Genomic DNA, 12,813 nt, shown 5'->3' with positions numbered 1-12,813 from the left:
CATGAAGAAGCAACATCTCCGGCGCGGCGCCATGGTCGCCCTCGTCATCGTCGTCATCCTGTGCTGCTTCCTGGCGCCTTATGCCTGGATCGTCTCGTCGTCCTTCAAGAACCAGCTGACGCTGTTCAACGACGTGACACCGCTCTCCTGGCGCGCCTTCCTGCCGGTCGAGGGAACGTTCGAGAACTATCGCACGTTGTTCGAGCGCACCAATGTGCTGACCGCGCTGATGAACACCGCCATCGTTGCCGGCGGCCAGGTGGCGCTGACGCTGCTGCTCTGCTCGATGGCCGCCTACTCGCTGACGCGCATTCGCTTTCCCGGTGCCAAGATCGTCTTCGTGTTGATCCTGCTCACCTTCCTGCTGCCGATCGAGGCGATGATGGTGCCGCTCTATCAGGTGGTTTCCGGGCTTGGCCTCTCCAACTCCCTTCTCGGCGTTATGATCCCCTGGATCGCCAGCCCCTTCGGCCTGTTCCTGCTGAAGCAGGCATTCGAGGAACTACCGGTCGAGCTCGAGGACGCCGCGCGGATCGATGGCGCCGGTCATGTGCGCATCTTCTTTTCGATCGTGCTGCCGAACGTGAAGGTGCCGATGCTGACGCTCGGCCTCATCACCTTCCTGTTTTCGTGGAACAGCTTCCTGTGGCCGCTCGTCATCATCCAGGATCCGGCAATCCAGGTCATCCAGGTGGCAATCGCCCAACAAGGTTCGCCGACGCAGCTACCGAACTGGGGCGAAACCTTTGCAGGCGCGACTGTCGCGACCGTACCGCTCATCCTGCTCTTCCTGCTGCTGCAGAAGTATTTCACGCAGGGCATGACCACCAGCGGGATCAAGGGTTAGGCCATGAACGCACCGGCCCGCAGCCTTGCTCCGCTTTCGACGCTGGACGCCCCGATGGGCGGACAGATCGGCTATCGCGTCTTCGGAAGCGAAGGCGACTGGCTGGTGCTGATCCACGGCTGGTGCGGCAATGCAGAGCACTGGGACGCGATCGCGCCCGAACTGGCGCGAGACCACCGGGTGCTGGCGGTCTCGCATCCCGGTTTCGGCGGAATGCTCCCGCCGCCGCCAGCCGGCCAGACGATCCGCGCGATGGGTGCCGCTGTCGCTCATCTCCTGGCTCGTCTCGATATCGAAGGCGCGACGCTGATCGGTCACTCGATGGGCGGCCCGATCATGACCGAGGTGGCGATCGTCGCGCCGGATCGCGTCACGGCGCTGATCGGCCTCGATACGCTGACCGACCGCGACTATTACGGCCGTGTTCCGGACGACGAGCTCGTCAGACGCCACGAGGAGTTCGCCGCCGACTACGCGGGCCGCATGCGCGCCATGATCGATATCATCGTGCATCCGTCCACGGACGAGGCGATGCGCCAGGCAATCACCGACAGCATGATCACTTCGGCCCCCGCGGCCTTCGCGCTCGACGTTAAGGACGACCTCTTCGCCTGGGACGCCGAAGAGCGCTGGCCACTGGTCAACTGCCCCGCCGTGATGCTCAATTCTGCCTGGGTCGCGCGGTTGGCGGATCCGAAGCCGATGGCCTGTTTCAGCAGTATCGACGTCGTCGAATACGACTCCGGACACTTCCCGATGATCGAAGCTCCCGCGATGATTGTGGAAAAGCTCCGAAGCTGCCTTGCGACGCTCGTATACCCATAATCCACCCATTGAATGCACCGCAAAAAGAAAAGTATAAATGCCGCCAGCAAAATACAAATTGGCCATTCGCAGTTCGGCGAGAGGAGTGACCGCATTGGATCAGGATGACACGCGTCTGCCCGAGGCGGCAAACGGGGTGCGCGCTCCTACCCGCGCCGGCGAGCTGCGTGAACAGCTTGAGCAGATGATCCTGGACGGCAGGCTCGAACCCGGCGAGCGGCTGGACGAGATGGAACTCGCGCGCCGCTTCGGCCTGTCACGCACGCCGGTACGCGAAGCCATCAAGGCGCTGCTGGCCATCGGGCTTGTTGAGACGCGCGGCCGCCAGGGCACACATGTGGCGCTGCTTTCCATTCCAGCGCTGATCGAGATGTTCGACGTGATGTCGGCTCTCGAAGGTCTTTGTGCCCGACTTGCCGCCCGCCGCGCAACGCCCGCCGAACGAGCCGGCATGCGCAAGGTGCACGAGGAACTGGTCGAAGCCTACAATTCCGGTGATCCTGTCGCCTTTTACAAGGTGAACCAGAAATTCCACGACCAGCTTTACGAAGCGGCCCACACGCATTTCATCGCGGATCAGGCGATCCAGCTTCGCCGCCGCATCGGCGCCTACCGCATGCGCGCCACCTACCAGCCCGGCCGCATGCTGAGCACGCTTACCGAGCACGTCCGTATCATGGATGCGATCGATGCGGGCGATCCGGAAGCGGCGCGCAAGGCTGCCAGCGACCACGTCCAGCTGCTCGGCGACCAGTTGACCGACTTCATTTCGTCGCTGCCGGCGCATATGAGCCGCGCGCAGTAAGACGCTCCAAGCTCAGTTCATGCAGAGACCGCGCGACAACCGTCGCGCGGAGGAGAAAATCCATGTCCGACCCACAACGCCTCGTCATCCTCAATCAGCTCGGCCCAGAACTCGGCAAAGCGCTCGAAGAGCATCCTTCCCGGCCGGTCGTGATCCAGGATTCCTTCCCGGCGGAGCCATGGAAGATCGCACCGGATGCCGACATCCTGGTGACGGGCGGCTTTGCCAACTGGAAGCAAGCGCCACGCGACTGGCGGTTTCCAGAGCGGTTGAAATGGGTGCAATCGCAGACGACGGGTATCGAGATCTATCCGCCGCCCCTCCTGCAGGGCCGGGTCATGACTTGTGGGCGTGGACTGAACGCGCTGCCGATCGCCGAGTTCGTCTTCGCGGCGATACTGCGCAGCGAAAAGCGGCTGGAAGAGACGCGCGCCCGCAGCGAGGCGGACTGGCGCCGGCACGACATCGGCCGCCTATACGGCAAGACGCTCGGCCTCATCGGCTACGGAAGTCTCGGCCAGGCGATCGCCCGCCGGGCGCTTGCCTTCGACATGAATGTCATGGTCAACCGCCGCACCGCCTGGGAGGGTGAGCGTGGCATCACAGCGGCCGGGATCCATGAGATCTTAGCAGTTGCCGACCACCTCGTCATCGCCGCGCCGCTGACCGCGGAGACGGAAGGCATGATCGATGCCGATCTGCTCCGCGCCGCCAAGCCGGGCTTGCATCTCATCAATATATCGCGCGGCGGCCTCATCGGTCAGGAAGCTCTGGTGGCGGCACTCATGGCTGGATATATCGGCAGCGCGACGCTCGATGTGACGACGCCGGAGCCGTTGCCGGACGGACACCCGCTCTACACCTTGCCCAACGTCTTCATCAGCCCGCACATTTCCTGGGCAGGCGGCGATCAGGATCAGGCTTTCCAGCAGCGGCTGATGAAGAACCTCGACGCCTATCTGAAAGGCGAAGAGCTCGAGGCGCTGGTCGATCCCGTGCGCGGCTACTGACCGGGATCGACCTCACTCTGAAACCTAGCCCCGAAGCGTCGGACGTCTGCGGTGGAACGACGTCTTCGTCTGGTAGGCTCCGCCTGCCCGGCATAGCAAAGCCTCGGCGAAGGGGCGACCGACGAACTGGAAGCCGACGGGAATTCCCTTGGTGCTCTCACCGCACGGCATGGTGATCGTCGGGTAGCCGCAAACGTCGAAGGGCGCCGTGAACGGCCCGATCGCAAGGATCGCGGCGGGGTCTTCGCCGAGCGATGACATGAACTCCAGTGAGGGGCCGGCAACCGGCAACCCGGGCACCATGAGCAGGTCGATATCGGCGAACATGCGCGCGATGCGGCCGTTGAATTCGCGGCGATCCTCCAGCGCTACCGCCATGTCGCGTGCCGTATGGGCGCGACCGCGCTCGAGCAGGGCGGACATCCGCTCGCCGTACTCGCCCTTGCGCGCCGGATAGGTCGCTTCGTGCGCCATCGCGCATTCGACCGCGCACTGCACCGCCCAGCCGCGCAGCACCGCGTCGGGGTCCGGGAAGCTGACATCCACGAAACGGGCGCCGAGACCGCGCATCACCTCGACCACGGCCTCGATCGACGCCACGACCTCGTCGGTCGCGCGCGACGCGATGAATGCTCGATCGATACCGATCGTCAGGCCGTTGACATCGGCGGACAGAGCAGCGGCGAGATAGTCATCGACGGGAACCTGCACTGCCGTCGCATCCGCCGTATCAGGTCCGGCGATGGCGCCGAGAAGGGCGGCGGCATCAGCAACGCTGCGGGCCATCGGGCCGACGTGATCGAGCGAGTTCGCAAGCGGGAAGACACCGTGGCGGCTCACGCGGCCCCAGGTCGGCTTGATGCCAACAACGCCGCAGCAGGACGACGGCAAGCGAATGGAGCCGCCGGTGTCCGTGCCAAGCGTGGCATAGGCGAGGCCCGACGTGACCGCCACGCCCGAACCCGATGACGACGTTCCGGTCCAGTGCGCGGCGCCGAAGGGATTGATCGGAGGCACGATCGACGGATGGTGATCGGCATAGACGCCTTCGGTCAACGTCAGCTTGCCAAGCATGACAGCGCCGGCCGCCCGGAGACGCGCGGTCGCAGTCGATTCCTCGACTATCTCTTGGCCCGCGAAAACAGGGCTGCCGAAACCCGTCGGAATATCAACGGTCGCAAAGGCATCCTTGACGGCGAGCGGAATGCCATGGAGCGGCCCGCGCCAGTTGCCGACCTCGATCTCGGCATCCGCCTTGTGCGCAGCGGCGAGCGCCACGTCCGGCGCGACTGCCGCATAGGAATGCAAGTCACCGTCATGCGTGGCGATCCGCTCAAGCATCAACTCCGTCAACGCGACAGAGGAAATTGCGCCGCTGCGCATCGCCTCCCCAAGCTGGGTAAACTCGGCGGACCACAGTGGCTCATCAGTCATCGGTTATCCTCTTTGCATTGTCGGCATGGCAATCGTCGCAGGCAATTCAGCCTAAAAAATCACATTTGTCAAAAATGAATACATAATAGGCACAAATCGCATTTTCTAATCAATGCGTGGCTGGAACACAGGCCTTTTACCGGGTCGAATCCAAGAGAAAGAACCTTAAACGGGCGCAGAACAAACTGGCATGTATATTGCAATCATCTTTCTGCATACACAAAAAGGGGAACTACACCATGAAGCGCTCTTTCAAGCACAGTGTTTTGTCGCTCGCATTTCTTGCTACCGCAATTGGTGGCTCAGTTTCAGCCCACGCCGCGGAGGCCGTATCGATCCGCCTCAAGTGGGTCGCCCAGGCGCAGTTCGCCGGCGTCTACGTCGCCAAGGCCAAGGGCTTCTACAAGGACGCCGGCCTCGACGCGACGATCAGCCCCGGCGGCCCGAACATCAACGTCGAAACGCTGGTTGCCTCCGGCGCCGATACCTTCGGCATCGCCAGCGGTACGGAAGGCGTTCTTTATGCCCGCGAAAAGGGGCTGCCGCTGATCTGCATCGGCATGTCGCAGCAGATGACCCCTTTCGCCTATGTCACCTACGACAATTCCGGCATCAACTCGGTCAAGGACTTCAAGGGCAAGTCGGTCGCTACCTGGATGACCGGCCCGCAGTTCACGCTCTATTCAGTGCTCGCGCACGAGGGGCTCTCGCAGAGCGACGTCAACGTCGTCTCGCAGCCTTTCTCGATGCAGCCCTTCATCGACAAGCAGTACGATGTTGCGACCGTGACGCTCTACAACGAGCTGAACACGCTGAAAGAACAGGGCATCAACAACATCAAGACCTTCCTGCCAGACGATTCCGGCGTCACCACGCAGCAGGATTCGATCGTCACCTCGGAGAAGATGATCAAGGAAAAGCCGGAAGTGGTTCAGGCCTTCCTGGATGCCACGCTCAAGGGCTGGAAGTACGCCTTCGAGAACAAGGCTGAGGCCACCGATATCGTCATGGCAGCAGGCTCCGGTCTCGAGCGCAAGCACCAGGAACTGATGCTTGAAGAGATCGAGAAGCTGATGCGCGCCAAGCTCGGCGGCAGCCAGGGCCTGGGCGCCATCGACATGGCCTCGATCAAGGCCGTCCACGACAGCCTGATCGAATACAAGGCGCTGAAAAAGCCGATCGATCTGGAAGCGGCCTTCGACCAGACCTTCTGGGCCAAGACGCCCGCATCCGCGAAGTCGATGTGATCGTCGCAACCGGGAGCGGATCAGATTTGGATCTGCTCCCGTCTCAGATGACAGAAACGCGTGGCGTGAGAACGCCGTGGTCACGGTGCCGCGCGACTTGAGCCGTCCTGCACCCTTATCTTCGGAGTTTTCATGAGGCGACGTCTTTTCCTTGAGCATCCGGCGGCCGGCATCGTGCTCGCGGTGTTCGCATGGTTGGTGCTCGTGCCGCTCTTCGATGTGCCACCGCGCTATCTCCCTTCGCTTGGCCGCGTCATCGCCGACGCCGCATCCGTCAGTTCCGAGCTCTGGAACAGTTTCCTGCACACTCTTGCTGAGACCGCGCTCGGCTTCGTCGCCGGCGTGGCGCTGGGAGCCGGCTTCGGTATACTCTTTGCCAGCAACAGGTTTCTCGAGCGCTCCGTATTGCCGCTCTTCGTCGCCTTGCAAAGCGTTCCCGTGATCGCTTTTGGCGCCATTGTCGTCATCTGGTTCGGCAATGGAATTCTCGCCAAAGTCGCTATCGCGCTCTACCTCACTTTCTTCCCCGTTTCCGTTGCAACGCTGCGCGGCCTGCAGATGGTCGACGAGAAGCGTGTCGCGCTATTTTTGAGCTTTGGCGCGTCGAGGGCCCAAATCTTCTGGCGCCTTGCATTGCCAACCGCGCTGCCCTCGGTATTCACCGGCCTGAAGCTCGGCGTATCGCTCAGCCTCATCGGAGCCATCGTCGGCGAGTGGTTCGGCGATAGCGTCGGGCTCGGCGTGATGTTGCTGCAGGCGCTTTATTTCGAACAGGTCGAGCGCGTCTGGGTTTTGATCGTCATCTGCGGTCTGCTAGGCGCGCTGCTATATGGTCTTCTAGCCTTTGTTGAAAGGAAGTACGTCTGGTGGCGCATCGTCTGAAAACCCTGGCCACCGAGGCAATTCCGGTCCTCTTCGCCATCGTAGTGCTTCTCATCGTCTGGGAGGTTGCTGCATCCTTCGGCAACATCCCGCAATATGTCCTGCCCGCACCCAGCGCCATAGCGTCCGCCACCATGACGTCACTGCCGCGTCTGGCGGATGGCCTATGGTTGACGACCCTTGAGGCCGTTTCCGGCTTCGCGGTCGGGTCGGCGCTCGGCTTGCTGCTTGCCTGTCTGTTTCTTCTCGTACCGACGCTGCGCATACTGTTGTTACCGCTGATCATCGCCTTGAACACTGTGCCATCGATCGCCTTCGTGCCACTCGCGCTGCTGTGGTTTGGCATGGGTGCTGCGTCAAAGATCGCGATTGCAGCGCTTGCCGTTAGCTTCGCGGTGTTATTGTCGGCACTGGAGGGTTTCTCGCGCACGGAAGATGGGCATGTGAACCTTCTGCGAAGCTTCGGCGCCGGCCGGTTTGCGCTGCTGTGGCGCCTCCAGCTTCCAGCCGCCATGCCGTCCATCGCAACTGGCTTGCGCATTGGGCTTGCACGTAGCACCATCGCGGTGATCGTTGCCGAGATGCTTGGTGCTTACAAAGGTATCGGGCAGATCGTCTATCGCGCCACCGCCGAAATGGATTCACAGACGGTTTGGTCGGCCATTCTTGTATCTTCCTTGACGAGCCTGGCACTCTACGGCCTGCTGGTCGCCGCGGACAAGCGCCTGATCTGGTGGCGGTGAGACGGCCGGATCGTCAAATACGCGACGAAGGCTTCTCCTTGGCTGTTTGCAGAGCCGCGAGAACGGATCTCTCCGAGCGCGCAAGATAGGCGTCCAATTGAGCCGACGCCGCCTCGACATCCCCAGCCTCGAGCGATGCGAGAAGCTCGCCGTTCAGGGCGATATAGGGGTCATGCAGATGGGCGGTATCCTCGAACTGAGCGAACACCAATCGGAGCTCCGCCAGAGTGAGCTCAAAGCAGGCGCTTAGCCGCGGGCTATCGCATAGCTCCACCATCGAGCGATGAAACTCCATATTGATCGTGCCGACGCTTCGCCAATCGCCAGCCGCGCGCGACGCCTCGGTGCGCGCCAGAAGCTCTCTCATGCGGCCTAGCGCGGGGTGCGTGCGGACGGCGGCACGAACTGCACCCTTCTGGATGACGTACCTCACCCTGTAGATATCCACCACCGAAGCCTCGCCCGGCGTGGCAACGAAGACGCCGCGGTTGGGTATGTGAACCAGCAGGTTCTGGCTCGTCAGCAGGCGGAATATCTCCCGCAGCGTGTTGCGCGAGATTCCGAACTGGGCAGCGATCTGCTGTTCGGAAAGCTTGGCGCCCGGCGCCAGCTCGCCCGAGATCAACATCTCACGGATTTTTGCCGCAATCTGCGCCGTCAGCGGCTCGTCTTCCATTTCGGCAACAACAGTGCGCATCATCAACGCTCTTTCCCCATTTGCCCAAGAACACCATATCGCTCGAGAGAGTGCACGAACCCACCCTATGACCCATTCAGACAGCACTTCTCAAAAATGAGTCCAACGGATATTGTTCAACAATCAATATTCCTTTATTGAACAATAATCCGTGACGTCGGTATTTTCAATGGAGATGGAACATGGCGGCAATCGATCTGAACAGCGATCTCGGCGAAAGCTTCGGCCCATGGCCGATGGGCGACGACGCCGCCATGCTGGCGACGGTGACCAGCGCCAATATCGCCTGCGGCTTCCACGCCGGCGACCCGGCCGGAATCCTGACGGTGCTCAAGGAAGCGGCGCGGCGCGGTGTCGCCGTCGGCGCCCATATCGGTTACCGCGATCTCGTTGGCTTCGGTCGGCGCAACATGGATCCGTCGAGCGCCGAACTCGTCGGCGACACGATCTACCAGATCGGCGCCCTGCAGGGCCTCGCGAAAGCGGCCGGAACGAAGGTGTGCTACGTAAAGCCGCATGGCGCGCTCTACAACACCATCGCCCATGACGCCCGCCAGGCCGCCGATGTCATCGAAGGCATCAAGTCGATCGATCCGAGCCTCGTATTGATGGCGCTGGCCGGCGCGCCGATCGTGGCGCAGGCGCGTGAGGCCGGGCTGGCTGTGGTCTGCGAGGCCTTCGCCGACCGCGCCTACAACGTCGACGGCAGCCTCGTCAGCCGCCGGTTGGACGGTTCGGTGATCCATGATCCGCAAGCCGTCGCCGAGCGCATGTTGCGCATGGTCACGGAAAGCCGCGTTGTGGCGATCGACGGAACCGAAATCGCGCTCGACGCGCAGTCTATCTGCATCCACGGGGACACGCCGGCGGCCGTCGCGATCGCCCGTACGCTGCGGCAGACGCTGGAAGCGCGCGGCGTCGAGCTCAAGTCCTTCGTCGATATGTCGTCATGAGCGAGCGCCTGCGTTTCCTGCCATCCGGCAGCGACAGTTTCCTCGTCGAGCTCGACGATCTGGCCGCAACCCTGACCCTGCTCGACGCCCTTTTGGCGGCGGGGCTCGAAGGTGTACGCGAAGTGATCCCAGGCGCGCGCACTGTCATGGTGCGCTTCGATCCGTGGCTAACGAGTGCCACAGCACTCTACGAAAAGATCGCTGCCCTCGACCTCTCCACGCGCTCGTCCAGAGGCGGCGAGCTGTTCGAGATTCCGGTCGCCTATGATGGCGAAGACCTCGAGGATGTCGCCGAGATGCTCGGCTGCGCGATCGAAGAAGTCATCCAGCGCCACACCGAGGCGACCTACACCGTCGCCTTCACCGGCTTTGCCCCCGGCTTCGCCTATATGACCTGTGACGACCCTCGTTTCGACGTGCCGCGCCGCAAGAGCCCACGGGTAAAGATCCCCGCCGGCTCGGTCGCCATCGCCGGCAAGTTCGGCGGCATCTACCCATCCGACAGCCCCGGCGGCTGGCAGCTGCTTGGCAAGACACCGCTCGCGATGTGGGACACGACGCGGGAGCGTGCCGCACTCCTGGCGCCCGGTGACCGCGTGCGCTTCCGCGACATCGCCAAGGGCGCTGTCGTCCCGGTCTCCTCACCAAAGCCCTCGGTCGATGAAGCTGCAGCGCAAAAAGCCGGACTGCTGGTTACCCGCGCCGACCGTCCCGCGCTCTTCCAGGATCTCGGCAGACCGGGCCTTGCCAGCCAGGGCGTCTCCGAATCCGGCGCGCTCGACCGCACGGCGATGATCGCGGCCAATCGCTGCCTCGGGAACCCGCGCGATGCCGCCGTGATCGAAGTGCTCTTCGGAGGCTTCGCGTTCAAGGTCGACCGGCCGGAGACCGTCGCCGTAACCGGCGCCGCCTGCCCTCTGACGATCCGCGCGGCGGCTGGTGGCGAGAGCAGTGCAGGCTTCGCAAGCCCGATCGCCCTTGATGCCGGAGACGAGCTGGTACTGGGCATTCCGCCCGAGGGCATGATGAGCTACCTCGCCCTGCGCGGCGGGTTCGAGGTCCAGCCAGTGCTCGGATCGGCTGCCACCGACACCCTTGCCAAGGTCGGCCCGGCGCCGATCGCGGCCGGTGATATCCTGGTTCCGGCCGAGCACCGATCACTTGCGGTCATGCCGACCGACGCCAAGCAGCGTCGCCTGCCGCGTGCCGGCGAGGTCGTGACGCTTGATATCGTGCTTGGTCCGCGCACGGACTGGTTCACCGAGCAAGGCGTCGCCACGCTGACATCGCAGGAGTGGGACGTAACGCCTCAATCCAGCCGCGTCGGCATGCGCCTTGATGGCAAGGTGGCGATTGAGCGTTCCGACAATGCGGAACTGCCGTCGGAGGGTACAGCGCTCGGCGCAATCCAGGTGCCGCATAGCGGCCAGCCCGTCCTCTTCCTGGCCGATCATCCCCTGACAGGCGGCTATCCGGTCATCGGCGTCGTCGCCAGCCACCATCTCGACCTCGCCGGCCAGATCCCGATCGGCGCCCGCATCCGTTTCAATCCGATCTCCGTCTTCGAGCCGCGCGAGATCATCGCCGGCACCGAGCCGAACAGGACACTGATTTCATGAAAAAGCTGCTCATTGCCAATCGCGGCGAAATCGCCATCCGCATCACCCGCGCCGCCCGCGACTATGGCGTCGCCTCGGTCGCGATCTATTCTGATGCCGACGCCAGCTCGCTGCATGCCGAACTTGCGGATGAAGCCTATGGCCTCGGCGCCGGTCGCCCCGTAGATACTTATCTGAACATCGAGAAGATCCTCGAGATCGCCAAGCGCGCCGGCGCCGACGCCGTCCACCCTGGCTATGGGTTTCTCTCGGAACGCGCGGAGTTTGCGCAGGCCGTCATCGATGCCGGCCTGCTCTGGGTCGGTCCGGCGCCTGATGTCATCACGGCGCTCGGCGACAAGGTCGAGGCGCGGCGGATTGCCGAAAGCGTCGGCGCACCGCTGGTGAAGGGCTCCGCCGGCCCGCTGGCTTCGGCCGCCGAAGCTGTTGCTTTCGCCCGCGAAGCCGGATTGCCGCTGGCGATCAAGGCCGCATTCGGCGGTGGCGGGCGCGGTATGAAGGTGGCGCACCATATCGATGAAGTCGGCGAACTCTTCGATTCCGCCGTTCGCGAGGCCGTCGAGGCCTTCGGCCGCGGTGAATGTTACGCCGAGCAGTTCCTGGAAAAGCCGCGCCACATCGAGGCGCAGGTGATCGCCGACAGCCACGGCAACACCGTCGTCCTCGGCACTCGCGACTGCTCGTTGCAGCGCCGCAACCAGAAACTCGTCGAAGAGGCGCCGGCTCCCTTCATCACCGAGAAGCAGCGCCAGCGCATCCATGATGCCGCCCGCGCGATCTGCGCCAAGGCCGGCTATACCGGCGCCGGCACGGTCGAGTTCCTGCTCTCGCAGAACGGCACGATCTCCTTCCTCGAGGTCAACACGCGCCTGCAGGTGGAGCATCCCGTGACCGAGGAGACCACCGGCATCGATATCGTCATCGAGCAGCTGCGGATTGCCGATGGCGAGCCGCTCTCGGTGACGGATACGCCCAAGCCGCGCGGCCATGCCTTCGAATTCCGGATCAACGCCGAAGATCCGGGCCGCGGCTTCCTGCCGACGCCGGGTCTCATCACCCGCTTCCGCGCGCCGTCCGGTCCGGGCATCCGCCTCGACACCGGCGTTGAAAGCGGCTCAGAAATCCCCGGCCTCTATGATTCCATGATGGCGAAACTGATCGTAACCGGCGCCACTCGCGAGGAAGCGCTTGTTCGCGCGCGGCGCGCACTTGCCGAGTTCCGCATCGAGGGCGTGGCATCCGTGCTGCCCTTCCATCGCGCCGTTCTCGAAGAGAAGGACTTTACCGGCGAGGACGGCTTCAAGGTCTTTACCAATTGGATCGAGACCGAATTCCGTGGTGTCTCCTCCTCGCCGAGGATCGAGCCAGCCGACGGCAACCTCATCCGCAGCTTCATCGAGATCGACGGCAAGCGCCACGAGATCGGCTTGCCGTCGGCGCTGTTTTCCGGCCTCGCCGTTGCCCCGCAGGCATTCGCTCCACAAGCGTCCCAGCAGCGCGAAGGCGCCGTTACCGCTCCCATTCCAGGCACGTTTCGGCAGTGGCTGGTCGAGGACAATGCGACGGTTGCCGAGGGCGAGATCGTGGCAGTCATCGAAGCCATGAAGATGGAGACACGCGTCGCCGCGCCCAAGGCCGGCACGATCAAGCTCAGCGCCAAGGTGGGCGACAGCGTCGCTCTCGGCGCGGAGCTGGCGATCATCGCGTAAGAGGAAGAGTAGAGCTCAAACAGGAAAGCCGGCGGGTCTTGC

12 protein-coding genes are annotated in these 12,813 nt (G+C 63.3%); 10 read left to right on the top strand and 2 right to left on the bottom strand.

What is annotated here, in order from left to right; all coding sequences use genetic code 11:
* The first annotated feature begins 1 nt into the window (after position 1).
* The 4 genes from ACIQUB_RS20640 to ACIQUB_RS20625 all read left to right on the top strand — a co-directional run bounded on the left by ACIQUB_RS20640 (position 2) and on the right by ACIQUB_RS20625 (position 3,487).
* A complete protein-coding gene (locus ACIQUB_RS20640; protein ID WP_113234974.1) occupies positions 2-847 on the top strand; it encodes a carbohydrate ABC transporter permease in 846 nt (281 codons plus the stop codon).
* Between the two features lie 3 nt (positions 848-850).
* On the top strand, positions 851-1,672 hold the full coding sequence (locus tag ACIQUB_RS20635) for an alpha/beta fold hydrolase (RefSeq protein WP_402931675.1): 822 nt from the start codon (positions 851-853) through the stop codon (positions 1,670-1,672).
* An 85-nt stretch (positions 1,673-1,757) separates the two neighbouring features.
* Positions 1,758-2,477 carry a GntR family transcriptional regulator gene (locus tag ACIQUB_RS20630; protein ID WP_402931673.1) on the top strand — a complete coding sequence of 240 codons (720 nt, stop codon included), beginning with the start codon at positions 1,758-1,760 and terminating at the stop codon, positions 2,475-2,477.
* Positions 2,478-2,539: 62 nt separating this feature from the next.
* The gene (locus tag ACIQUB_RS20625; protein WP_402931671.1) at positions 2,540-3,487 is read left to right on the top strand and encodes an NAD(P)-dependent oxidoreductase; all 948 of its coding nucleotides are present in this window, start codon (positions 2,540-2,542) and stop codon (positions 3,485-3,487) included.
* A gap of 24 nt (positions 3,488-3,511) precedes the next feature.
* Here the strand turns inward: ACIQUB_RS20625 and ACIQUB_RS20620 are convergent, their stop codons facing one another.
* The gene (locus tag ACIQUB_RS20620) at positions 3,512-4,921 is read right to left on the bottom strand and encodes an amidase (RefSeq protein WP_402931669.1); all 1,410 of its coding nucleotides are present in this window, start codon (positions 4,919-4,921) and stop codon (positions 3,512-3,514) included.
* Between the two features lie 239 nt (positions 4,922-5,160).
* Here ACIQUB_RS20620 and ACIQUB_RS20615 point away from each other — a divergent pair, with 239 nt between their 5' ends.
* The 3 genes from ACIQUB_RS20615 to ACIQUB_RS20605 all read left to right on the top strand — a co-directional run bounded on the left by ACIQUB_RS20615 (position 5,161) and on the right by ACIQUB_RS20605 (position 7,793).
* On the top strand, positions 5,161-6,168 hold the full coding sequence (locus ACIQUB_RS20615) for an ABC transporter substrate-binding protein (protein WP_402931667.1): 1,008 nt from the start codon (positions 5,161-5,163) through the stop codon (positions 6,166-6,168).
* A 132-nt stretch (positions 6,169-6,300) separates the two neighbouring features.
* A complete protein-coding gene (locus tag ACIQUB_RS20610; RefSeq protein ID WP_113234980.1) occupies positions 6,301-7,050 on the top strand; it encodes an ABC transporter permease in 750 nt (249 codons plus the stop codon).
* Entirely contained in the window at positions 7,035-7,793 is a 759-nt protein-coding gene (locus tag ACIQUB_RS20605) for an ABC transporter permease (RefSeq protein WP_402931665.1), read from the top strand. The genes ACIQUB_RS20610 and ACIQUB_RS20605 overlap by 16 nt, the downstream gene beginning before the upstream one ends.
* A 13-nt stretch (positions 7,794-7,806) precedes the next feature.
* Here the strand turns inward: ACIQUB_RS20605 and ACIQUB_RS20600 are convergent, their stop codons facing one another.
* A complete protein-coding gene (locus ACIQUB_RS20600) occupies positions 7,807-8,493 on the bottom strand; it encodes a GntR family transcriptional regulator (protein WP_402931664.1) in 687 nt (228 codons plus the stop codon).
* A gap of 179 nt (positions 8,494-8,672) precedes the next feature.
* Between ACIQUB_RS20600 and ACIQUB_RS20595 the strand changes: the two genes are divergently transcribed.
* Genes ACIQUB_RS20595 through ACIQUB_RS20585 form a run of 3 tightly spaced genes read left to right on the top strand, consistent with a single transcriptional unit; the run spans position 8,673 to position 12,771 of the window.
* Positions 8,673-9,443 carry a LamB/YcsF family protein gene (locus tag ACIQUB_RS20595; protein WP_402931662.1) on the top strand — a complete coding sequence of 257 codons (771 nt, stop codon included), beginning with the start codon at positions 8,673-8,675 and terminating at the stop codon, positions 9,441-9,443.
* The gene (locus tag ACIQUB_RS20590) at positions 9,440-11,062 is read left to right on the top strand and encodes a 5-oxoprolinase/urea amidolyase family protein (protein WP_402931660.1); all 1,623 of its coding nucleotides are present in this window, start codon (positions 9,440-9,442) and stop codon (positions 11,060-11,062) included. The genes ACIQUB_RS20595 and ACIQUB_RS20590 overlap by 4 nt, the downstream gene beginning before the upstream one ends.
* On the top strand, positions 11,059-12,771 hold the full coding sequence (locus ACIQUB_RS20585) for an acetyl/propionyl/methylcrotonyl-CoA carboxylase subunit alpha (protein WP_402931658.1): 1,713 nt from the start codon (positions 11,059-11,061) through the stop codon (positions 12,769-12,771). Before ACIQUB_RS20590 ends, ACIQUB_RS20585 begins: the two co-directional genes overlap by 4 nt.
* The last annotated feature ends 42 nt before the right edge of the window (positions 12,772-12,813 follow it).

The organism is Rhizobium sp. NPDC090275 (assembly GCF_044772225.1).
Lineage (GTDB): Bacteria > Pseudomonadota > Alphaproteobacteria > Rhizobiales > Rhizobiaceae > Rhizobium.
Note: the sequence above shows the minus strand (reverse complement) of the source record. Positions and strands in the feature narration are given on the sequence as shown.

Excerpts from the sequence above, each read along its gene's own strand:
- ACIQUB_RS20640 (WP_113234974.1), top strand. The coding sequence starts at position 2 with ATGAAGAAGCAACATCTCCGGCGCGGCGCCATGGTCGCCCTCGTCATC.
- ACIQUB_RS20635 (WP_402931675.1), top strand. The coding sequence starts at position 851 with ATGAACGCACCGGCCCGCAGCCTTGCTCCGCTTTCGACGCTGGACGCC.
- ACIQUB_RS20625 (WP_402931671.1), top strand. The coding sequence starts at position 2,540 with ATGTCCGACCCACAACGCCTCGTCATCCTCAATCAGCTCGGCCCAGAA.
- ACIQUB_RS20620 (WP_402931669.1), bottom strand. The coding sequence starts at position 4,921 with ATGACTGATGAGCCACTGTGGTCCGCCGAGTTTACCCAGCTTGGGGAG.
- ACIQUB_RS20615 (WP_402931667.1), top strand. The coding sequence starts at position 5,161 with ATGAAGCGCTCTTTCAAGCACAGTGTTTTGTCGCTCGCATTTCTTGCT.
- ACIQUB_RS20610 (WP_113234980.1), top strand. The coding sequence starts at position 6,301 with ATGAGGCGACGTCTTTTCCTTGAGCATCCGGCGGCCGGCATCGTGCTC.
- ACIQUB_RS20600 (WP_402931664.1), bottom strand. The coding sequence starts at position 8,493 with ATGATGCGCACTGTTGTTGCCGAAATGGAAGACGAGCCGCTGACGGCG.
- ACIQUB_RS20595 (WP_402931662.1), top strand. The coding sequence starts at position 8,673 with ATGGCGGCAATCGATCTGAACAGCGATCTCGGCGAAAGCTTCGGCCCA.
- ACIQUB_RS20590 (WP_402931660.1), top strand. The coding sequence starts at position 9,440 with ATGAGCGAGCGCCTGCGTTTCCTGCCATCCGGCAGCGACAGTTTCCTC.
- ACIQUB_RS20585 (WP_402931658.1), top strand. The coding sequence starts at position 11,059 with ATGAAAAAGCTGCTCATTGCCAATCGCGGCGAAATCGCCATCCGCATC.